General features: G+C 62.8%; 16 protein-coding genes. 3 read left to right on the top strand and 13 right to left on the bottom strand.

All coding sequences use genetic code 11. The features are described from left to right. Positions 1-18: 18 nt before the first annotated feature. Positions 19-681 carry an HAD-IA family hydrolase gene (locus ACW9H9_RS20490; protein WP_457344947.1) on the bottom strand — a complete coding sequence of 221 codons (663 nt, stop codon included), beginning with the start codon at positions 679-681 and terminating at the stop codon, positions 19-21. Next, a complete protein-coding gene (rluC, locus tag ACW9H9_RS20495; protein WP_457344946.1) occupies positions 668-1,627 on the bottom strand; it encodes a 23S rRNA pseudouridine(955/2504/2580) synthase RluC in 960 nt (319 codons plus the stop codon). Before rluC ends, ACW9H9_RS20490 begins: the two co-directional genes overlap by 14 nt. Positions 1,628-2,330: 703 nt before the next feature. Between rluC and rne the strand changes: the two genes are divergently transcribed. Next, on the top strand, positions 2,331-5,612 hold the full coding sequence (rne, locus tag ACW9H9_RS20500) for a ribonuclease E (RefSeq protein WP_457344945.1): 3,282 nt from the start codon (positions 2,331-2,333) through the stop codon (positions 5,610-5,612). A 56-nt stretch (positions 5,613-5,668) separates the two neighbouring features. Here the strand turns inward: rne and ACW9H9_RS20505 are convergent, their stop codons facing one another. The 8 genes from ACW9H9_RS20505 to ACW9H9_RS20540 all read right to left on the bottom strand — a co-directional run bounded on the left by ACW9H9_RS20505 (position 5,669) and on the right by ACW9H9_RS20540 (position 14,287). After that, on the bottom strand, positions 5,669-6,253 hold the full coding sequence (locus ACW9H9_RS20505) for a nucleotidyltransferase family protein (protein WP_457344944.1): 585 nt from the start codon (positions 6,251-6,253) through the stop codon (positions 5,669-5,671). Beyond that, positions 6,250-7,236, bottom strand: a complete 987-nt coding sequence (locus tag ACW9H9_RS20510) for an XdhC family protein (protein ID WP_457344943.1) — start codon at positions 7,234-7,236, stop codon at positions 6,250-6,252. The genes ACW9H9_RS20505 and ACW9H9_RS20510 overlap by 4 nt, the downstream gene beginning before the upstream one ends. Continuing rightward, positions 7,236-9,557 (bottom strand): molybdopterin cofactor-binding domain-containing protein, encoded by a 2,322-nt coding sequence (locus ACW9H9_RS20515; RefSeq protein WP_457344942.1) that lies wholly within the window; start codon positions 9,555-9,557, stop codon positions 7,236-7,238. Before ACW9H9_RS20515 ends, ACW9H9_RS20510 begins: the two co-directional genes overlap by 1 nt. Then, the gene (locus ACW9H9_RS20520) at positions 9,554-10,024 is read right to left on the bottom strand and encodes a (2Fe-2S)-binding protein (protein WP_457344941.1); all 471 of its coding nucleotides are present in this window, start codon (positions 10,022-10,024) and stop codon (positions 9,554-9,556) included. The genes ACW9H9_RS20515 and ACW9H9_RS20520 overlap by 4 nt, the downstream gene beginning before the upstream one ends. A gap of 258 nt (positions 10,025-10,282) precedes the next feature. Continuing rightward, positions 10,283-11,617: a dicarboxylate/amino acid:cation symporter gene (locus tag ACW9H9_RS20525; RefSeq protein WP_457344940.1), complete on the bottom strand. Its 1,335-nt coding sequence runs from the start codon at positions 11,615-11,617 to the stop codon at positions 10,283-10,285. Positions 11,618-11,940: 323 nt separating this feature from the next. Continuing rightward, a complete protein-coding gene (locus tag ACW9H9_RS20530; RefSeq protein WP_457344939.1) occupies positions 11,941-13,287 on the bottom strand; it encodes an ATP-binding protein in 1,347 nt (448 codons plus the stop codon). Next, the gene (locus tag ACW9H9_RS20535; RefSeq protein WP_457344938.1) at positions 13,284-13,961 is read right to left on the bottom strand and encodes a response regulator; all 678 of its coding nucleotides are present in this window, start codon (positions 13,959-13,961) and stop codon (positions 13,284-13,286) included. Before ACW9H9_RS20535 ends, ACW9H9_RS20530 begins: the two co-directional genes overlap by 4 nt. Positions 13,962-13,978: 17 nt before the next feature. After that, positions 13,979-14,287, bottom strand: coding sequence for a hypothetical protein (locus ACW9H9_RS20540; protein WP_457344937.1), 309 nt, complete (start codon positions 14,285-14,287; stop codon positions 13,979-13,981). Positions 14,288-14,467: 180 nt separating this feature from the next. Between ACW9H9_RS20540 and ACW9H9_RS20545 the strand changes: the two genes are divergently transcribed. Then, on the top strand, positions 14,468-15,172 hold the full coding sequence (locus tag ACW9H9_RS20545) for a 4'-phosphopantetheinyl transferase family protein (RefSeq protein WP_457344936.1): 705 nt from the start codon (positions 14,468-14,470) through the stop codon (positions 15,170-15,172). A 5-nt stretch (positions 15,173-15,177) separates the two neighbouring features. Here the strand turns inward: ACW9H9_RS20545 and ACW9H9_RS20550 are convergent, their stop codons facing one another. Then, positions 15,178-16,788 (bottom strand): ATP-binding protein, encoded by a 1,611-nt coding sequence (locus tag ACW9H9_RS20550; RefSeq protein ID WP_457344935.1) that lies wholly within the window; start codon positions 16,786-16,788, stop codon positions 15,178-15,180. Continuing rightward, the gene (locus ACW9H9_RS20555) at positions 16,785-17,510 is read right to left on the bottom strand and encodes a response regulator (protein ID WP_457344934.1); all 726 of its coding nucleotides are present in this window, start codon (positions 17,508-17,510) and stop codon (positions 16,785-16,787) included. The genes ACW9H9_RS20550 and ACW9H9_RS20555 overlap by 4 nt, the downstream gene beginning before the upstream one ends. Before the next feature lie 709 nt (positions 17,511-18,219). Between ACW9H9_RS20555 and ACW9H9_RS20560 the strand changes: the two genes are divergently transcribed. Beyond that, a complete protein-coding gene (locus ACW9H9_RS20560; protein WP_457344933.1) occupies positions 18,220-21,114 on the top strand; it encodes a ribonucleoside-diphosphate reductase subunit alpha in 2,895 nt (964 codons plus the stop codon). Positions 21,115-21,221: 107 nt separating this feature from the next. On the opposite strand, the gene ACW9H9_RS20565 is transcribed toward ACW9H9_RS20560, so the two are convergent. Next, positions 21,222-22,232, bottom strand: a complete 1,011-nt coding sequence (locus ACW9H9_RS20565) for a hypothetical protein (RefSeq protein ID WP_457344932.1) — start codon at positions 22,230-22,232, stop codon at positions 21,222-21,224. Positions 22,233-22,417: the final 185 nt, after the last annotated feature.

The following is a 22,417-nucleotide window of genomic DNA, read 5'->3' on the forward strand; positions in this document are numbered from 1 at the left end:
ACTTACCCCAGCAAAGGCTTAATGGGCCCGGCTCAGCCAGGCCTGCAATTGAGAAAAACGATCAATGGTCAGTCGTGGCTCGTAAGCCTGCAACGCCTGGGCCGACTGGGCGCCATAGCTGACCGCCACCGAGTCCATGCCCGCATTGCGCGCCATCATCAGATCAAACGACGCATCCCCCACCATCAACGCTTCACGGGCAGACACACCACAATGGGCGAGAATCTGCTCCAGCATCAGCGGGTGAGGCTTGCCGGCGGTTTCATCCGCCGCGCGGGTGGCGTCGAAATAATCAGCCCAGCCGTGCGCCTTGAGCACCCGGTCCAGGCCGCGCCGGGCCTTGCCGGTGGCGACTGCCAGGTAATACCCCTCGGCGCGGAACGCGTCCATCGTCTGCACCACGCCCTCAAACAGCGGCGAGGGCTGGGCATCGAGGGCCATGTAGTGATCGGCATAGTACTGACGAAACGCCACCAACTCAGCGTCGCCAATCTGCGGGTACAAGGTGCGAATGGCTTCCGGCAAGGCCAGGCCGATGATGCCCTTGATCGCCAGGTCGTCGCACAACGCAAACCCTGCGCGGGTCGATGCCGTGTGCATCGACTCGACAATCCGGCCAATGGAATCGCACAAGGTGCCGTCCCAGTCAAAAATCAGCAGTTTGTAATCAGGGTGCGACACTCAGGCGCTCCACGGTCTTGGCCCACATCTCGTCGACGGGCGCTTGCAGCTTGAGTTCGCCGCCGTCGGGCAGCGGCACGGTCAGCATGTAGGCGTGCAAGAACAGGCGCTTGCCGCCCAGGTCGCGAATTTCCTTGGAGAAATTTTCCTCGCCGTACTTGGTGTCACCGGCAATGCAATGCCCCGCGTGCAGCGTGTGCACCCGAATCTGGTGGGTGCGGCCAGTCACCGGCTTGGCCTCGACCAGGGTGGCGAAGTCGCCGAAGCGGCGCAGCACCTTGAACAGGGTCAGCGCCTCCTTGCCCTCGTCGTCCACTTCGACCATGCGTTCGCCGGAGCGCAGATTGCTCTTCTGCAACGGCGCCCGCACGCTCTTGACCGAACTGGCCCAGTTGCCGCGCACAAGGGCCATGTAGCGCTTGTCGACCCCATCACCGCGCAAGGCGGTGTGCAGGTGACGCAACATGCTGCGCTTTTTGGCGATCATCAGCAGGCCGGAGGTGTCGCGGTCCAGGCGATGGACCAACTCCAGCTCCTTGGCATCCGGGCGCAACTGGCGAAAGGCTTCGATCACGCCGAAATTCAGGCCGCTGCCACCGTGCACGGCAATGCCGCACGGCTTGTTGATCACGATCAGCGCCTTGTCTTCATAGACAATCGAGGCCTCAAGGCGCTGCAGCAGCCCCTGCGCCACCGGCACGGGCTCATCGCGCTCAGGCACGCGCACCGGCGGCACCCGGACGATATCGCCCGCCTGCAGCTTGTACTCGGGCTTGATGCGGCCTTTGTTCACGCGCACTTCGCCTTTACGCAAGATGCGGTAAATCAAGGTCTTGGGCACACCCTTGAGCCTGGCGAGTAGAAAATTATCGATGCGTTGGCCGGCATATTCCGGCGAGACCTCGAGCAGCTGGACGCTGGGGGTCTGGGGGGCGGTAGTCGTCATAGGCGGCGATGATAACAATTTTTTATGGAATTGAAGCACTTAATCATTGCTGCTATAGTCGCGAACGCCGCCAAAAGCGGCCTGGACAGAGGACTAACGGCAAACTGCCGGCCCTGACCATCGCAATTCATCAGGACGCAAGGCCGTCCTACGGGGCTTTCGCCACCCTGGAAGGCTCAAGATTGTAACAAGCGCAGGTGACATGAGGCCTGAAGCGAGCGCAAAAACGCAGAGTGACCACTCGCCTTTTGCGCCGATATTTACGGCCAGTTCACAAAGTGCAGTCAGTTTTGAGCCAGACCACGGCGAATGCTTCGGAAACAACGCCTGTAATTAGCCATGAGCGTGGACTCCCCGTTGGAGAACACGGTAAATGCCAACCCGCTGCGGATTCTGCGCGCGGCAGCACCCGAATTATCAGGGATACGTGTAGGGTGGAGATGCACAACCGTCGGACCGTGTAGCACTAGGCTTATATTCAGACGCTTCATCTCGTCCACGGCCGCCGGTTGATTCCTCCTCCTGACTGAGTGCTTATTAAGTCACCACAGCAAGCAGGACGCGTACGTCGCGATGCCCGCCCACTTGGCAGGCATTGCTGGACACTGGAGTGGCCAACCACTCTTGACGCACCTGACACCGACCGTGAGAAGTCGTGTGTGCCGAACGCCGTTTCCGGCAGCCCGGAAACCGACGGTACAACATGAAAAGAATGCTGATTAACGCAACTCAACCCGAAGAGTTGCGTGTTGCACTGGTAGATGGCCAGCGCCTCTACGACCTGGACATCGAGTCCGGTGCACGCGAGCAGAAGAAGGCCAACATCTATAAAGGCCGAATCACTCGCATCGAGCCAAGCCTTGAGGCCGCGTTTGTCGATTTCGGCTCCGAGCGCCACGGCTTCCTGCCACTCAAGGAAATCTCCCGCGAATACTTCAAGAAAGCCCCCGAAGGCCGCGTGAACATCAAGGACGTCCTGAGCGAAGGCCAGGAAGTCATCGTTCAAGTGGAAAAAGAAGAACGTGGCAACAAGGGCGCCGCCCTCACCACCTTCATCAGCCTGGCGGGCCGCTACCTGGTCCTGATGCCGAACAACCCGCGTGCCGGTGGCATTTCGCGCCGCATCGAAGGCGAAGAGCGCAACGAACTGCGTGAAGCGCTGAACGGCCTGGTGGCACCTGCCGACATGGGCCTGATCGTGCGCACGGCCGGCCTTGGCCGCAGCAGCGAAGAAATGCAGTGGGACCTCGACTACCTGCTGCAACTGTGGACCGCCATCAAAGAAGCGTCCCTGGACCGTTCCGCGCCATTCCTGATCTACCAGGAAAGCAACGTGATCATCCGCGCGATCCGCGACTACCTGCGCCAGGACATCGGCGAAGTGCTGATCGACAGCGTCGAAGCCCAGGACGAAGCCCTGACCTTCATCCGCCAGGTGATGCCGCAGTACGCCAGCAAAATCAAGCTGTACGAAGACAGCGTGCCGCTGTTCAACCGTTTCCAGATCGAAAGCCAGATCGAAACCGCCTTCCAGCGCGTGGTCGAACTGCCTTCCGGCGGCTCCATCGTGATCGACCCGACTGAAGCCCTGGTGTCCATCGACATCAACTCGGCGCGTGCGACCAAAGGCAGCGACATCGAAGAAACCGCCCTGCAGACCAACCTGGAAGCGGCTGAAGAAATCGCCCGCCAGCTGCGCCTGCGTGACATCGGCGGCCTGATCGTGATCGACTTCATCGACATGACCCCAGCCAAGAACCAGCGCGCCGTGGAAGAGAAAGTCCGCGAGTGCCTGGAAGCCGACCGCGCCCGCGTGCAAGTGGGCCGTATCTCGCGTTTTGGCCTGCTGGAAATGTCCCGTCAGCGCCTGCGTCCCTCCCTGGGCGAAAGCAGCGGCATCGTTTGCCCACGCTGCAACGGCACCGGCATCATCCGTGATGTCGAGTCGCTGTCGCTGGCGATCCTGCGCCTGATCGAAGAAGAAGCCCTGAAAGACCGCACCGCCGAAGTCCGCGCCCAAGTGCCGATCCCGGTGGCCGCTTTCCTGCTCAACGAAAAACGCAACTCGATCACCAAAATCGAACTGCGCACCCGCGCCCGCATCGTGATCCTGCCGAACGATCACCTGGAGACGCCGCACTTTGAAGTGCAGCGCCTGCGTGATGACAGCCCGGAAGCCCACAACAGCCAGTCCAGCTATGAAATCGCTGCGGCCGCCGCCGAAGTGGAAGAAGTCCAGCCAGCCGCTGCGACCCGCACCCTGGTTCGCCAGGAAGCCGCGGTGAAGACCGCGCCGCCGCGGGGCAACGCACCGGTTCCGACCGAAGCTGCCGCCGCTCCGGTTGCCGCACCGGCCGCACTGCCTGAGCCAAGCCTGTTCAAGGGCCTGGTGAAGTCGCTGGTCAGCCTGTTCGCCGCCAAAGAAGAACCCGCCGCTGCGCCAGTGGTGGCTGAAAAGCCTGCTGCCGAACGCCCGGCGCGCAATGACGAGCGCCGTAACGGTCGCCAGCAGAGCCGCAACCGTAACGGTCGCCGCGACGAAGAGCGCAAGCCGCGCGAAGAGCGTGCTCCGCGTGAAGAACGCGCCCCTCGCGAAGAGCGTCAGCCTCGCGAAGCCCGTGAAACCCGCGAAGAAACACCTGCCGTAGCCCGCGAAGAACGCGCACCACGCGCCCCTCGTGAAGAGCGCGCACCGCGTGCCCCTCGCGAAGACCGCAAGCCACGTGGCGAGCGTGAAGAGCGCGTACGTGAACTGCGTGCTCCGCTGGATGCCGCTCCGGTTGCAGAAGAAGTCGCAGTGGCCGCCGTGGCTGCGGTGGCTGAAGAACGCCCGGCGCGCCAGCCTCGCGAAGAGCGTGCGCCACGCCCACCGCGTGAAGAGCGTCAACCACGCACCGAAGAAGCCGCTGCTGCCAGCGAAGAAGAACTGCTGAACAACGACGAGCAACAGGAAGAAGGCCAGGACAACGCCGAAGGCGATCGTCCACGTCGCCGCTCCCGTGGCCAGCGTCGTCGCAGCAACCGTCGTGAGCGTCAGCGTGATGCCAACGGCAACGTCATCGAAGGTTCCGACGAAAACGGCGAAGCCTTTGAACACGCCGCCAGCGAACCGACCGGCGCCGAATTGGCTGCCGGCCTGGCCGTGACAGCGGCTGTCGCCAGCACCGTGATCAGCGCACCGGCCGAGGCGCAAGCCCATCAGCAAGCCGAGCGCGCCACCGCTGCCGTCGAAGAAACGCAGGTTGCAGAGGCGCCCGTCGAGCAGGCCCCGGTGGTGGAAGCACCCGCGGTAGAAGCGCCGGTCGTTGAAGCGCCTGTGGTTGAAGCGCCAGTGGTAGAGGCCATCACGCCAATCGAAGCACCGGTGGTTCCAGAAGTGGAACTGGCCGCCCCGGTTCGTGAAGCCGAGCCGAACGTGCCTGCGGTTGCAGAGCCTGCGGTGGTGGTTGAAACGCAGCCCGTCGTTGAAGCCGTTGCCGAAACGCCGGTTGCCGAGCCTGCGCCATTCGTGCGTGAAGTTCGTGAAGAGCAAACCGCCTTCCAGTGGCATGTAGAGCCTGCACCTGTTGCTGAAACACCGGCACCGGTTGTCGAGGCAGAGCCAGCTCCGGCACCTGTCGTTGAAGTGATCGCACCCGAGCCGGTTGTAGAAGCCGCACCGGTTGTAGAAGCACCGGTGGTTGCCGAAGCGGTTGCTCCAGCCGCGCCGGTCAGCGGCCTGACCGAGAACGGTCGCGCACCAAACGACCCCCGTGAAGTGCGTCGCCGCAAGCGTGAAGCCGAGCGCCTGCAGAAGGAAGCCGAAGAGGCCGCCGCTGCAGCGCCCGTGGTCGCGCAAGCCATCGAAGCGCCGGTGCCGGTTGCCGAGGTGGTGGTTGAACCCGCCGCCCCGGTCATCGACGAGAACCCGCGTTCCGACGAAACCGTGACCGAGCACAGCCCCAAAGCCCTGGAAGAAGCGCACGAGCCTAAACCCCTCGCCTGATTCCATCGGCCACTAAAAAGCCCCGCCTGAGTGATCAGGCGGGGCTTTTTTATGGATCAGCGGTAAACCAGCCGCTCGGGCACATCCACGTCCCACAATACGCCTGGGTCATGCACCGGCACCTGCCGCACATCCGCGCCCACAAACAGGGGCTTGGCCCCCCGATCCCCGCTCAACGCCAGCAACCCTGGCAACAATGAACGGCCAAAGCCGACCGGATGACCGAACCGGCCTTCATGCACCGGCACGCTGATCTCACCCTCCTCCAGCCCCGCCAGTACCTGCTCGCTGCTCGACGGCAAGATAAACGGCATATCCCCCAGCACCACCAGCCACCCGGACGAGGCCGCGCTCGCCGCCACTGCGGCCGCCAGGCTGTCGCCCATACCCGCAGACTCCAGCAACAGCACTTCACAGCCACCAGCACGCGCCAGGCCAATCACTTCGGTGCGCCCGGGCAACGTCACCAGCAATCGCCGCTCGATACCCGCAGGTACATTCAACAGCACCTGCTCGATCACAGGCCGAGTCACCCCGTCCCGCCCCACACAAGGGGCCAGCAGCTTGTCCGCACCCGCCACGGCCCTAAACCGGCTGCCCTGCCCTGCCGCCAGGATGATCGCGGTGATGGCGCCGCTCAACCGGCCACCTCCAGCACCGACTGTTTTTGCACCTGCTCCACGCCGTTCTTGATCGCGACGATTTGCGCCATCAGCGACAGCGCGATCTCGGCGGGTGTGTGACTGGCGATGTACAACCCGATGGGCCCGTGCAAACGCGCAATCGCCTGCGCACTCAAGCCCAAGGTCGCGAGGTTTTCCCGGCGCTTCTGGCTGTTGGCCCGCGACCCCAGGGCGCCGATGTAAAACGCCCTGGAGTTCAGCGCCGTCAGCAGTGCCATATCGTCCAGGCGTGGATCGTGGGTCAGTGCGACGATGGCCGTGCGTTCGTCGGTCTGGATGTTCAGCACCGCCTCATCCGGCATGCCCGGCACAAATCGCCCGTGCTGGTCCTCCCAGCCCTGCACGAACTCTTCTCGCGGGTCGCAGATCAGGACCTCGAAATCCAGCAGGCGCGCCATTTCAGCCACATACCGCGAAAGCTGCCCGGCACCGATCAGCAACAAGCGCCAACGCGGGCCATAAATGGCGCGCAGGCGCGTCTCGTCGACACTCAAAGACTCATTTTTGTCAGCGCCACTGAGGGTGACCTGGCCGGTGGCCAGGTCCAGTTCCCGCGCAACGATCTCATGGGCTTCGCAACGCGCCAGCAACTCGGCGACCCAGGCCGGGTCACCCACTTGCTCTTCGGCCAGGCGCAACGTGCCACCACACGGCAGGCCGAAACGGGCGGCTTCATCGCGGGTCACGCCATAGGTCACCCATGCCACGGGCGGCCCGTCGGGCGGCAAGCGACCGTCCTGCACGCGGGCGATCAGATCGTCCTCGATGCAACCGCCCGACACCGAGCCGATCACCACCCCGTCGCCACGCAGCGCCAGCATTGCCCCGGGCGGGCGCGGTGCGCTGCCCCAGGTCTGCACCACGCTGTAGAGCACCACCCGGTGCCCTGCGCGGCGCCACGCCAGCACGCTGCGCAAGACATTCAGATCCACACTGTCCATCAGGCCTTCGCCCCAGCCTGCCACCCTTGCAACTGGTAGCGCACCGGCAGGTTGCGGATACGCTTGCCGGTGGCGGCAAAGATCGCGTTGCACAGCGCTGGCGCAATCGGCGGCACACCCGGCTCACCCACCCCGCCCAACGGCACCTCGCCCGCGGGCGTGACCAGGTGCACGGCAACTTCCTTGGGCGCGAGCGACAGGCGTGCCACCTCGTACATGTGGAAGTTGTCTTGCTGCACCTTGCCGTCCTTGAAGCTGATCTCGCCCAGCACGGCGTTCCCCAGGCCCATCACACAAGCGCCCTCGAACTGCGAACGAATGCGCTCGGGGTTGATCTGCGGGCCGCAGTCCACGGCAATGTCGGCCTTGTGCACGATCAGGGTACCGTCGTCCTTGACCTCCACCTCGATCACTGCCGCCACGTAGGTGACGAAGCTGTAATGCACCGCCAGCCCCAGACCACGCCCTTTGGGCAAGCTGCGCCCCCAACCGGCGGCCTTGGCGGCGGCTTCCAGCACACCGCGCAGGCGGGCGGTGTCAATGGGATAACGCTCGGGGGACTCGCCGTAGTTCCAGGTATCGCTCAGGGTGGTCGGATCGATCTGACGATCAGGCCCGAGCAGTTCGAGCTGATACTTGAGCGGGTCCTTGCCGGCCTTGTGCGCCAGCTCATCAATAAAGCTCTGAATCGCAAAACCATGGGGGATGTTCGACACCGAGCGATACCAGCCCACGCGGGTGTGCGCAGGCGCCTCGGGGTTTTCCAGGCGCACATTGGGAATTGCGTAGGCCATGTTGGTAAAGCCCATGCCCAGCTCGAACGGCGCCTCGTGGGTCATGTTGGGCGCGAACAGCGCGGTAATGCTCGGCGCTACGGTGCGGTGCAGCCAGGCGGCAGGCAGGCCGTCTTTATTCAACCCGGCCTTGAGGTACTCGGCAGACACGGTATGGAAGTAGGAATGGTGGATGTCATCTTCACGGGTCCACTGCACGCGCACAGCCTTGCCGGGGAACTCCTTGGCCAGCACAGCGGCTTCGATGATGAAGTCGGGCTTGGATTTGCGCCCGAACCCACCGCCCAATAGCGTCACATGAAAGGTCACGTTATCGAACGGCAGCCCCAGCCGCTCCGCGATGCGCTCACGGGTCACCTGCGGCGCCTGGCTCGGAGCCCAGGCTTCGCACTGGCCTTTGTCATAACGGGCGATGGCCACCATCGGCTCCATGGGCGACTGGGACAGGTGCGGCAAATAGTAAGACGCCTCCAGGGTGCTGTCGGCGTCCTTGAACGCTTCATCGACTGTGCCGGTGTTGCGCACCACTTTGCCGGGTTTCAACGCGGCCGCTTCAAGCGCTTTACGGAAATCGACGGAGTTGTAGCTGGCATTGGCGCCGTCATCCCAGACGATATTCAGCGCCTCGCGGCCCTTGATCGCCGCCCACGTGTTGCTTGCCACCACGGCCACGCCACCCAGTGGCTGGAACTCGGAGGGCAGCGGCCGGCCTGGGATTTCCAGCACCTTGACCACGCCCGGCACCTTCAGCGCCGCGCTGGCATCAAAGGATTTGACCTTGCCGCCATACACTTTTGGGCGGGCGATGGTGGCATAGAGCATGCCGTCAAAATGCACATCGGCGCCGTAGACGGCACGCCCGTTGACGATATCGGCACCGTCGATGGCCTTGACGCCCTCTTTGCCGATGTAGCGGAATTCGGATGCTTGCTTGAGTCGCAGGCTGTCACGCGCCGGTACAGCCAGTGCACCGGCGGCCGTGGCCAGTGCGCCGTAACCCAGGGCGCGGCCGGACGGCTGGTGCACCACTTGGTGCAGCTGGGCACGGCACTCGCCCACGGGCACTTTCCACTGCTCGGCAGCGGCCTGTTCCAGCATGGCGCGCACACTGGCACCGCAGCGGCGCATCGGCTCAAACCAGTGGCGCATGCTGCGCGAACCGTCGGTGTCCTGGTTGCCGTAGCGCACTTCGTCGCCCGGGGCCTGCTGAACCTTCACTTGGGCCCAGTCAGCCTCCAGCTCATCGGCCACCACCATGCTCAGGCTGGTGCGCACGCCCTGGCCCATTTCCGAGCGGTTGCAGATCACCGTCACCGTGCCGTCAGTGGCGATGCTGACGTACACCTTGGGGTCATCAACCACCCCATGGGGCATGGCGTCGCCACCGTATTTCTTGGCCTCGGCGGCAAACGCCGAAGGTATCCCCCAGCTGGCAGCGACCACCAGCGCGCCGGTGGCGCCCAGACCTTTGAGAAACCCGCGACGGCTCAGGTTGTTCAGCACGAAATCGGCAGGCAGATGGCTCATGGCTTGCTCCCCTGCAGGTGGGTGGCGGCCTGGCGGATGGCGGTCTTGATGCGGTTATAGGTGCCGCACCGGCAGATGTTGCCGACCATTGCCTCTTCGATTTGCTCGTCGCTGGGGTTGGGGTTGGTTTTCAGCAGGGCCGTGGCCGACATGATCTGCCCGCCCTGGCAATAACCGCACTGGGCCACGGCTGTGTCCAGCCAGGCCTGCTGGACCACCTGGCCGATCGGGTCGGCGTGCAGGTTGTCGATGGTGGTGACGTTCTGGCCTTTCACCGAGCCGATCGGGGTGATGCAGCTACGGGCTGGCGCGCCGTCAATGTGGATGGTGCACGCGCCGCACAGGCCCATGCCGCAGCCGAATTTTGTGCCGTTGTACCCCGCCACATCACGGATCGCCCACAGCAGCGGCATATCGTCCGTGACATCCAGGGGATGGTCTTGACCGTTGAGTTTCAGGGTAATCATGGGCACGCTCGCCTATATATCCGGTTATAGGGTCGAGCCATCTGTGACGCGGTGTCGCCTCAGGTCGTACGCACAGATTGACTCAGGCTTGTAGGCTCTCTTGTGAAGAGGGGTCTTCACCGGGCCTTTGATGAAACATTCACTTACTGTAAACCAAAAATACCCGACCACTGAGTGTCTGTGTCGCACAAATGCAAACGCCCCGAACCAGTCGGGGCGTTTGCGGTTACCGTCGGCGCTTTTCACGCCATCGACGGGTTACTTCAAGTTGGCCGGGGCCGCGCCTTCAGCCACACCCAGGTCATCTTCATGACGGGTTTCGGAGATGCCAGTACCGCCGGAAGCCAACTCGCTGTGCAGCTTGTCGGTGTCCAGTTCCTTGACCCACTTGGCCACGACGATGGTGGCAACTGCGTTACCCACCAAGTTGGTCAGTGCACGGGCTTCGGACATGAAACGGTCGATACCCAGGATCAGCGCCAGGCCGGCAACCGGCAGGTGGCCAACGGCCGACAGGGTAGCGGCCAGTACGATAAAGCCACTACCGGTCACGCCCGCAGCGCCCTTGGAGGACAGCAGCAGCACCAGCAGCAGGGTGATCTGGTGGGTGATGTCCATGTGGGTGTCGGTCGCTTGAGCGATGAACACGGCCGCCATGGTCAGGTAGATCGAGGTGCCGTCCAGGTTGAAGGAGTAGCCGGTTGGAATCACCAGGCCTACAACCGACTTCTTCGCGCCCAGGCGCTCCATTTTTACCAGCATGCGTGGCAGTGCGGACTCGGACGAGGACGTGCCCAGTACGATCAGCAGCTCTTCACGGATGTAGCGAACCAGCTTCAACACGCTGAAACCGTGCGCGCGGCAGATGGCGCCCAGTACCACCACCACAAACACGACGCAGGTGATGTAGAAGCAGATCATCAGCTGGCCCAGTTGCACCAGCGAACCCACACCGTAGGCACCGATGGTGAACGCCATGGCGCCCAGGGCACCGATTGGCGCGAGCTTCATGATCATGTTGATGATGTTGAACATCACGTGGGCGAAGCGGTCGATGAAGTCCAGCACCGGCTTGCCGTAGGCACCCAGGCGATGCAGGGCGAAACCGAAGATCACCGAGAACATCAGCACTTGCAGGATGTCACCGTTGGCGAACGCACCAACGATGGTGTTCGGGATGACGTTGAGGATGAAGCCCACCACGCTCTGGTCTGCACCTTGAGTCACGTAGGTGGCAATTTTGGACGCATCGAGCTTGGTGACATCGACGTGCATGCCGGCGCCCGGCTGCACAACGTTCACCACGACCAGGCCTACCAGCAGGGCGATGGTGGAGACGATTTCGAAATACAGGAGAGCGTAGCCGCCGGTCTTGCCCACCGACTTCATGCTTTGCATGCCAGCGATGCCGCTGACAACGGTGCAGAAGATGATCGGAGCGATGACCATTTTGATCAGTTTGATGAACCCGTCACCCAGCGGCTTGAGGGCCACGCCGGTCTGCGGGTAGAAGTGGCCGAGCAAGATACCGATTACGATTGCAACGATCACCTGGAAATACAGGGATTTATACAGTGGCTGACGAGTCGTCATTGCAAAGTTCCTCAATCGTCCCGTGGCAAATATCCGCCATTGCCCACGGCACTTGAATTGCGAACCCTCCTGCTTTGGAGGGATTTGTTGTTTGCGAGCTGCGCAGGGCAGATCTGCGTTTCTTATCGCAAAGCCCGTGCCACTTCCACGCAAAAGCGCTGAAGGCCTTTAGACATGAGTGGTAGGGAGTTTTTACAGGTTCGGCAAAGGCCTACAGACAGTGGCGGGTTTCCGCCTAGGGGCTGGATCTCGTCCGGCAATGTGGCGGATATCCGCCTTATTGCCGGAACGATGCAGGCGGCCACACTGGCCGTCGAGGGGGCTTAAAACGCGGGAAAGTGAATCCTGAACGCCGCCCCGCCCAGTACCGAATCACCGAGGGTCAGCTGGGCGCCATAGCTTTCAATGATGTCCTTGACCACCGCCAGGCCAATCCCCTGCCCCGGGTGCTGGCGATCCAGCCGTTCGCCGCGTTGCAGAATGCGGGCGCGCTGGTCGGGTGGAACGCCGGGGCCGTCGTCCTCGATGCACAGTTCGATCCCGTCCAGGCTCTCGTGCAAGGTGATACGCACTTCACTCAGGCACAGCCGGTAGGCGTTTTCCAGCAGGTTGCCCAGCAGTTCCAGCAAGGCGCCCTTCTCGATGGGCACATCGCAGTCCGGCGGCAACTCGAAGGACACCCGCACCCCCTTGTCGCGGTAAACCTTGCCCAACGTGTCGCACAGGCTTTGCAGCACCGGCTCCAGCCGCACCTGATGGCGGACCAGCCCGCTTTTACGCAAGCTGGCGCGCTGCAATTGGTAGCTGATCTGCTGGCTCATCCGCTCGATCTGCGATTGCAGCACCCAGGCCTGGTCGCGGTCCTCGGGGCGCAGGGCCATGTCCTCGCTCACCCCCTGCAACACCGCCAGGGGTGTTTTCAGGCTGTGGGCCAGGTCGTCGAGGGAGTCGCGGTAGCGCGTGCGTTGTTCGCGCTCGCTGTGCAGCAAGCGGTTGAGCGAGCCGGTCAGGCGCAGCAATTCGCGGGGATGTTCTTCGCTGAGGCTTTCACGGGTGCCGCCTTCGATCTGGTCCAGCTCCTGGCTCAACCGGCGCAACGCTTGCAGGCCCCACGTCAGGCCGAGCCACAACAGGGTCAGCAACACCAGCAGGGCCGCGCCGAAGCCCAGGTAGAGGTTTTCGCGCAGGCCTTCGAGGGTCAGCTGGTATTCGCGTACCGGCTGCAACGCGACGATGCTGAACGCTGCGCTCTTGCCGCCCAGCAGCTTGACCTCGACGTCGTAGACGAAGAATTCCTGGCCATTGGCCTCACGAATGCGCGCGAACTCGTTGCCGCGCCCGTCGTAACGCGGTTTGTAGTTGATGTTTTCTTCTTGGGTGGCCCGCGAGCGCCACACCAGGTGGCCTTCACGGTCGTAGATGTACCCGAGCAGGCGGCTGTCGGTCAGGTTGAAACGCTCGTCCGGCAGTTGGGCCGGCATGAGCAAGCGATTGTTATCGACGCGGGCGGCAGAAATCAGCGTGGTGACGTCCGACGCCAGGCGCTGCTCGATCGAGTCCTGCAGGGCCAGGCTGAAGGCGCCCTGCATCGCGGGCAGCAACGCCAGCATGAACAACACGGCCAGGGTGGTGGCCGCCAGCATCAGGCGTACGCGTAGCGAGCGGATCAACGGCAGCGCTCGTTAAACAGGTAGCCCAGGCCACGCACGGTGTCGATGGGCTTGAAGCCGCCGGGGCCTTCAAGTTTGCGGCGCAGGCGCCCCACCAACACTTCGATGACATTTGGATCGCGCTCGTCGTCATCGGGGTAGAGCTGTTCCATCAGGCGGTCCTTGGCGACCACCTGCTGGTGATGGCGCATCAGGTATTCCAGGATGCGGTATTCGTAGGCGGTCAGCGCCAGCGGCGCCTCGTCGAGCGAGGCTTGCTTGCGGTTGAGGTCCAGCAGCAAGGGGCCGGCCACAATGGTTGACTGGGTAAAGCCGCTGGAGCGACGCAGCAAGGCGTTCATGCGCGCTTCCAGCTCTTCAAACTGGAACGGCTTGACCACGTAGTCATCGGCACCGGCGGCCAGGCCCTCGACCTTGTCCTGCCAGTTGCCACGGGCGGTGAGGATCAGGATGGGAAAGGTCTTGGCCTGGGCACGCAGTTGGCGGATCAGGTCCAGGCCGCCCATGCCGGGCAGGCCCAAGTCGATGATCGCCAGGTCATGGTTGAATTGGCCGGTCTGGTACAGCGCCTCTTCGGCATTGCCCACGGCTTCGACCACGTGACCGCTGTCGGTAAGGCGGGTCAACAGGTGGTGCCGCAGCAACGCCTCATCTTCCACAACCAGCAATTTCATAAGGCTCTCCAAGGCAATCAACTTTCCGACTGGGGTATATCATAGCGGCCCTGCAGGTCTTGCTGGCGCAGTTTTATGCCATTCAAATGGCCGGACAGGTTCTCATAGCCCACGCGGTAGGCCGGTTTAGGCACCTGCTGCCCCAACGACGCACCCCACGGCGCCCCCAGGGCGAGCAAGTGCTCGATGCTCACCCGATAAATCGGGCTGCTGGATTTTTTGCTCTTCTGGTTGCCGAACGCCGCAAAGGGGCCATCGGATGCCTGCGCGCCCGCAGTGGCACTGAGCATGGTTAAGGCCAACACAAGGTTCTTGATCGCAGACATGGTGATACCTCTGTGCGTTGGGCTTTGAGTACCGGGCCAGACTACTGAGCCGCCCCTGAACTCCCCCTGAACGCTCTCTGAACCGGGGCTGAACCAGCGCAAGCTACCGTGTAACAAGTTGTTTAGATAAGGGGACAGCCAGGCTATCCAGCCCGGGGCCAACGCGGCACACTAGCGCGCATGAATCGTCTACCCGCTTGCTGCACCCCACTGGATACCCACTGGTCGCTGCCCGATACCCTGCCCGGCACGGTGTTTTTCGGCACCCACTTCGACCCTGCTCAGTTGGCCGCGGGCGACTTCCAGCACTGCGCCATCGCGCCCCCCGCGAGCATCCAGCGCTCGGTGCCCAAGCGCCAGGCGGAGTTTCTGGCCGGGCGCCTGTGCGCACGGGCCGCGTTGCAACGGCTGGACGGGCTCGACTGCGTGCCGGCCATTGGCGAGGATCGCGCGCCGGTCTGGCCCGCGCATATCAGCGGTTCGATCACCCACAGCACCGGGCAAGCCGCCGCTATCGTCGGGCACAAGGCCCGGTGGCGCGGGTTGGGGATGGACCTGGAAAACCTGCTGCCGCTGGAGCGGGCCGAGCGGCTGGCCGGGGAGATTCTCACGCCCGACGAAATGCGGCGCATGAACGGTGATATCGCGCAGTGGGTCACCCTGACGTTTTCGGCGAAAGAGAGCCTGTTCAAGGCGCTCTACCCGCTGGTGCAAAAGCGCTTTTATTTCGAGCATGCCGAGCTGGTGGAATGGTCTGACACGGGCCACGCCACGCTGCGGCTGCTCACGGACCTGTCCGATGAATGGTGCCATGGCAAAGAGCTGCAGGCGCAGTTTGCGGTGAATGACGGCCAATTGTTGAGCCTGGTGGCCGTGAGCGCCTGAGCGCCCTATTGCTCGGTTTGATCCCGCGGCCAACTCAGGCTGAAACACGCGCCGCCCAGGTTGTTGCTCTTGCCGATCAACGCCCGCCCGCCGTGCCAATAGATGATCCGCCGCACAATCGACAACCCCAACCCATGCCCGCCCGAGGCGCGGGTGCGGCTGTCATCCAGGCGCAGGAAGGGCGTGAAGATGCGCTCCCAGGCGCTTTCTGGCACGCCAGGGCCGTCGTCTTCCACATCGATGCGGCAACGCACCTGCCCCACTTGATAGCTGATCAGCACCTGCCCCTGGGCATGGCGCATGGCGTTGCTCACCAGGTTCTGCAAGGCGCGGTGCAGGTAACGCGGCTCGGCCTCGACCCAGGCATCGTCCCAATGCGCCGAAGACAAGCACACCCCGCGCGCCACCTGAACCTGCGGGCGCAACGGCGACAGCTCGGCAATGACCTGATCGAGCAAGGCATCGAGGTCGACCCGCTGGAAATTCAGCGCCGGCGCCCCTTGCTCCAGGCGCGCGTAGGTGAGCATCTCGTCCACCAGGCCGTCGAGGTCCTGAATATCGCTGTCCATGCCCTCCAGGTATTTGCGCCGGGCCTCGGGGGTGGCGGCGTCGCCGATCATTTCCAGGCCGAAACGCAAGCGTGCGACCGGTGTGCGCAGCTCGTGAGAAACCGCCCGCACCAGCTCGCGCTGAATCGCCAACAGCCGTTGCAGGTGCTCAGCCATGCCATTAAAGGCCGCCGCCAGCCGCCCGACCGAATCAGCGCCGCGGGCGGGCACGCGCACTTCCAGGCTGCCTTTGGCGATGCGCGTTGCGGCTGCCTCCAGGCCGCTCAAGCGCCGCTCCAGCTGGCGCACGAGGAAGTAGACGATCAGCCCGATCAGGGTCAGGCCGATCAATGCGATCAGCACCAGCCATTGCGCCGGGTAGGGGTTCATCTGGTACAGCGGGCCGATCTCCAGCACCCACGGTGTGCCGACCATGCCCGCGAACACCCGGATCGAATCACCGCCCTTGCCCAGGGCCATCACCGTGTCGCCTTCCGCCACGCGGCGGCGCTGGTCGTCGTCCATGTCGGCCTGGTCGAGCGTCATCAGGTGCATATCGAAGCCAAACCCCTTGGCCTCTTTTAAGTACGCAAGCCTTTGCGGCTGATCGGCTACCGGGAAACGCACCAATTCGTCAGCCAGCAGGTAAATCGTCGCACGGGCCAACTGCTCGCTGATCTGCTGCACTTCTCCGCTCAGCAGCAGTTGCTCCTCTTCACTGATCAAACGCAGCACCCGCGCCGAATGGGGCCCGGTCTGTTCCACCAGCACCTGGCCGCGTTGCAGGCGGTTGCGCTGGCTCAAATCCAAATGGGCGTCGCTCATCGGGCGCAGCTGCAGCGGGATGCCCAGCAAACGTTCCCACACCGCCAGGGCCCGGCGCCGTTCGATGGCACTCATGGGTTGCAGGTTGTCGCCCATCAACGCGAAGGTGCCGTGGGCCAGCCGCTCGCGGTACTGGCCGCTGCGCACTTCGTTAAGCAGGTGCAAGGCCAGCACGCCCAGCAGGGCGACCAGCACCAGCGCCGCGCACATGCCGCCGTAGATGCGCAGGAAGATGGAGTTCACGGCGTCAGTTCGGCGGCAGCTTCGGGGACGAACAGGTAACCTTTGCTGCGAATGGTCTTGATCAGTCGAGGGTGGTCCGGATCGTCGCCGATTTTCGGGCGGATGCGGGAGATGCGCACATCAATGGAGCGGTCCTGGCCGTCATAGCCGACGCCGCGCAGGGCAGTGAAGAGTTCTTCCCGGGACAGGATGCGCCCGGCATTGGCCACCAACAGCCACAGCAGGTCGAACTCGGCGCTGGTCAGTTCGATGCCCGCCTCATGCAGCCATGCCTCGCGCAGGGCGTTGTCCACCACCAGCGGGCCGAACTGCAAGCGCCGTTGTTTATCCGCCGTGGCGGGCTCCGGGCTGTCACTGCGGCGCAGCAGCGCTTGAATGCGCGCCAGTAACAGGCGCGGGCGCACGGGCTTGCACACGTAGTCGTCGGCGCCCATATCAAGGCCCATGACCTGGTCCATGTCATCAGTGCGGGCGGTCAGCATCAGGATCACGCCCTCGTAGTGCGCGCGCACCTTGCGGCAGATGCTCAGGCCGTCTTCGCCGGGCAGCATCAGGTCGAGGATTACCAGGTCCGGCTGCTCGGCAATGATGCGTTGCGCCGCCCGCGCACCGTTGCCCTCCACCGCCACGTTCAAGCCGTGGCTTTCCAGGTAATCCCGGGTCAGCTCAGCCAACCGCTGGTCATCCTCGACAATCAATACCTGCCAGGCTTCTTGCTCCACGGAAGACCTCCATGTCCTTAGTTTTATTGTCGTTACAGGGGGGCATATCGACGCCGATTGTAGCAATGCGCCAGCCCGGTAGCACAAGCGCGCAAATGCGTTCGGACATCGTGTTTTTTTGTGATAGGGTTCGCGCCCGCAAAAACCGGCGCACCGGTTTTTACCTTGGAATATTCAGTGACAAACGGTGCGATGCAGCAGTACTGCGGCCTACACGCCTGTTCCACCTTTCATACACATTTTACCCACAGCGTTATCCACAGGTCATGCGTTGCTAAGGTGCCAAAAACGCATTATCTTGTAGCTTGTCGCCAAAAAAACCCTACATGTAGGGGTTCAGGCGAAAATACCAAACACAAGTCAGACAAGAAACTCAAGCCCTTTCTTGCGCGCGTTTGGTTGAACTAAAGCCTTTTTCGAAAGCCCAAACCGCGCACGCGGATGGCAGCCGTTTTCAAGCCCGACGGGAGAGAACGGTACGGGTGTTACAGCGTGTGTTTAGCCAGGGCACGCAAACTGTCACCCATCAGGAATACGGTAAAGGGCGCAGGCTCTACCGAAGACTTCGGCATGGAAGCGGCGCGAACAGCCCCCTTCCTCCTGTCCCGAAGTTGTTATGCCAGGCCTTGGTCTGTTGTAAGTGCTTCAGGACGGAACGGTGGGCGCCTTGATGGTGCCCCAATAAATATAGAACGTGGAGACAACCCCCATGCAAACCGACACAACTCGCGAGAACCCGCAAGGCTCCGTGCCGCAGGCCGCCGATTCGAACCTGGATCTGTCCGCCACTGCACCCGGCCAACTGCGTGTGATCAAGCGTAACGGCACTGTCGTTCCTTACACCGATGACAAAATCACCGTCGCCATCACCAAAGCGTTTCTTGCAGTTGAAGGCGGCACCGCTGCTGCCTCGTCGCGCATCCACGACACCGTTGCCCGCCTGACCGAACAGGTCACCGCGACCTTCAAGCGTCGCATGCCGTCGGGCGGCACTATCCACATCGAAGAAATCCAGGACCAGGTCGAACTGGCCCTGATGCGCGCCGGCGAGCAGAAAGTGGCACGCGACTACGTGATCTACCGTGACGCCCGCTCCAAGGAGCGTGCCGTGCGCGCCCCGGCCGAAGCCACCGTGCAGGCTCACCCGTCGATCCGCATCACCCTGGCTGACGGCACGTTCGCGCCGCTGGACCTGGGCCGCCTGAGCACCATCGTCACCGAGGCCTGCGAGGGCCTGGAAGAAGTCGACGGTGAGCTGATCCAGCGTGAAACCCTGAAAAACCTGTACGACGGCGTGGCCCTGAACGACGTCAACACCGCCCTGGTGATGACCGCCCGTACCCTGGTTGAGCGCGAGCCGAACTACTCGTTCGTGACCGCCCGCCTGCTGATGGACACCCTGCGTGCCGAAGGCCTGGGTTTCCTGGGCGTCGCCCAAAGCGCCACCCACCACGAAATGGTCGACCTGTACGCCAAGGCGCTGCCGGCCTACATCGCCAAGGGTATCGAGTTCGAACTGTTGAACCCGGTGCTGGCGACGTTTGACCTGGAAAAACTCGGCAAGGCCATCAACCACGAGCGCGACCAGCAGTTCACGTACCTGGGCCTGCAAACCCTGTACGACCGTTACTTCATCCACAAGGACGGTATCCGTTTCGAGCTGCCACAGATCTTCTTCATGCGCGTGGCCATGGGCCTGGCGATCGAAGAGAAGAACAAAGAAGACCGCGCCATCGAGTTCTACAACCTGTTGTCGTCCTTCGACTACATGGCCTCGACTCCGACCCTGTTCAACGCCGGCACCCTGCGTCCGCAGCTGTCGAGCTGCTACCTGACCACCGTACCGGACGACCTGTCGGGCATTTACCACGCGATCCACGACAACGCCATGTTGTCCAAATTCGCCGGCGGCCTGGGCAACGACTGGACCCCGGTGCGCGCATTGGGTTCGTACATCAAGGGCACCAACGGCAAGTCCCAGGGCGTAGTGCCGTTCCTTAAAGTGGTGAACGACACCGCTGTGGCCGTGAACCAGGGTGGCAAGCGCAAAGGCGCGGTGTGTGCCTACCTGGAAACCTGGCACATGGACATCGAAGAGTTCATCGAGCTGCGCAAGAACACCGGTGATGACCGTCGTCGTACCCACGACATGAACACCGCCAACTGGATCCCGGACCTGTTCATGAAGCGCGTCTTCGATGACGGCAAGTGGACCCTGTTCTCGCCGTCCGAAGTACCGGACCTGCACGACCTGACCGGCAAGGCCTTCGAAGAGCGCTACGAGTACTACGAAGCCCTCACCGAGTACCCGGGCAAGGTCAAGCTGTTCAAGACCATCCAGGCCAAAGACCTGTGGCGCAAAATGCTGTCCATGCTGTTTGAAACCGGCCACCCATGGCTGACCTTCAAAGACCCGTGCAACCTGCGCAGCCCGCAGCAGCACGTGGGCGTGGTCCACAGCTCGAACCTGTGCACCGAGATCACCTTGAACACCAACAAGGACGAGATCGCCGTGTGCAACCTGGGTTCGGTCAACCTGCCCAACCACATCGTCAACGGCAAGCTGGACACCGCCAAGCTGCAACGCACCGTGAACACCGCCGTGCGCATGCTCGATAACGTCATCGACATCAACTACTACTCGGTGCCACAGGCGCAGAACTCCAACTTCAAGCACCGCCCGGTTGGCCTGGGCATCATGGGCTTCCAGGACGCGCTGTACCTGCAACACATCGCCTACGGCTCCGACGCTGCGGTGGAGTTCGCCGACAAATCGATGGAAGCGGTCAGCTACTACGCGATCCAGGCCTCTTGCGACCTGGCTGACGAGCGTGGCGCCTACGACACGTTCCAAGGTTCGCTGTGGTCCAAGGGCATCCTGCCGCTGGATTCGCAACAGATCCTGATCGAGGCGCGTGGCCAGAAGTACATCGATGTTGACCTGAACGAAACCCTGGACTGGGCACCGGTCCGTGCCCGTGTGCAAAAAGGCATCCGTAACTCCAACATCATGGCCATCGCACCGACCGCCACCATCGCCAACATCACCGGCGTGTCGCAGTCGATCGAACCGACCTACCAGAACCTGTATGTGAAATCGAACCTGTCGGGCGAATTCACCGTGATCAACCCGTACCTGGTCCGCGACCTCAAGGCCCGTGGCCTGTGGGACTCGGTCATGATCAATGACCTTAAGTACTACGACGGTTCGGTGCAGCAGATCGAGCGCATCCCGCAAGAGCTCAAAGCGCTCTACGCGACCGCATTCGAAGTGGACACCAAGTGGATCGTCGACGCGGCCAGCCGTCGCCAGAAGTGGATCGACCAGGCTCAGTCGCTGAACCTGTACATCGCGGGCGCTTCGGGCAAGAAACTGGACGTGACCTACCGCATGGCCTGGTACCGTGGCCTGAAAACCACGTACTACCTCCGTGCCCTGGCCGCGACCAGCACCGAGAAGTCGACCATCAACACCGGCAAGCTGAACGCGGTGTCTGCTGGCGGCAACCACGGTGACGATTCGGTGCTCGCCGCACCGGCCGGCCCGGCCCCCGTGCCAAAGGCCTGCGCGATCGACGAGCCGGATTGCGAAGCGTGCCAATAAGCTGAACCGGTCCCGGGCCTGATTGCCCGGGATCGAAAAACCCCCGTTAAACCCGGCGTACCGTCGGATTTAACGGGGGTTTTCTTTTGCCCGCAAAAAACCCGCGCTTAAAACAGCACCGTCGCGATCCCCTCCTCAGGCACACCGCCACGTGTGCCCCACAGCTCGACGCGCCCGCCAATCACCGCCATCGAGTGACCACCGTATTCCACGGTGCCCAACCTTCCATTGGCCAAGTCGGCACGGGTTGCGGCGCGGTAATGGTTGCGCAACCCCAAGCGGTCCAGGCCTTCGCGGCTGTGTTCGCCGTCGTTCAGGCTGCGTAACGCTGCGCTGTAACTGCGGCCGGCCACGCCATCGTTGTTTTCCAGTTGCGCCCGCTTGGCGCTGACGGCGTACATGAAGTTGGCGTCGGTCATCATGCCCGGGTCATCGCCCTTGAAACGCGCTTCACGGGCGGCCATTTGCAGCTCGTTGGCCGACAGGTGCAGCTTGAAACCGTCGCGCTGGGTCACGTCAAAACCGCTGCCGTTTTCCTTGACCTCCTGGAACACGTCGGTCGGTTTCTGGCCAAAGCGCATCATGGCCGCCTTGATGGCCGACACGGTCACGCAATTGCCGTCCGGGCCCTGGCTGAAGCCACTCCAGATGTTGTCCGGTTTCTTTCCAGGGTTGCGGGTATCGGGCGTGTAATTGAAATGCTTCGCCCCTTCGGTGATGGGCTTGTTGCTCATCACCTCACCTGGCGGGAAATCGCTTCGGTTGGCCCGCGGCCCCAGGCCAGGCGAAGGTGATGGGGCAGGATCATCCTCGGGGAACAACTGCGTGAGCAACCAGCGCAGAAAATCGCGCAGGGCTTGCGGTGTGTCCGCGTTTTCGATCATTTCACCCAGGACGTCCTTGATGGCTCTATCGCCCTGGTTTTCCCGGCGGCCATTCAACGTGTCACGCAGGTCGCGGGCCGTCTGGGGCTTGTTGTCCCGGTGGGCCTCGAACAAGTCCTCAAGCAGCCGCTTGATGGCCGCGCTGCCAGACACCGCCTCGACAGGCTGTGGTTCCTGCCCCACCGCGCTGTACGCAATGGCGCCACCCGGCGCCAGTAATCGTGAACTCAACATATCCTCACCCCTGGTTCAGCGAGCCGACTGGCTCTGGCCTGTTCAGTGGCAGGGCTAAACATCGCGTTCCGTCCCAATGTATGTCAGTGCGTTACCCGCCGGGGCTCAGGACTTTTCCGATGAACCGGTCAGGCATAGAGTAGGAGGCGGATTCACATCCGCCGTCCTCTCACACCACCGTACGT

The organism is Pseudomonas sp. SDO5215_S409 (assembly GCF_054071325.1).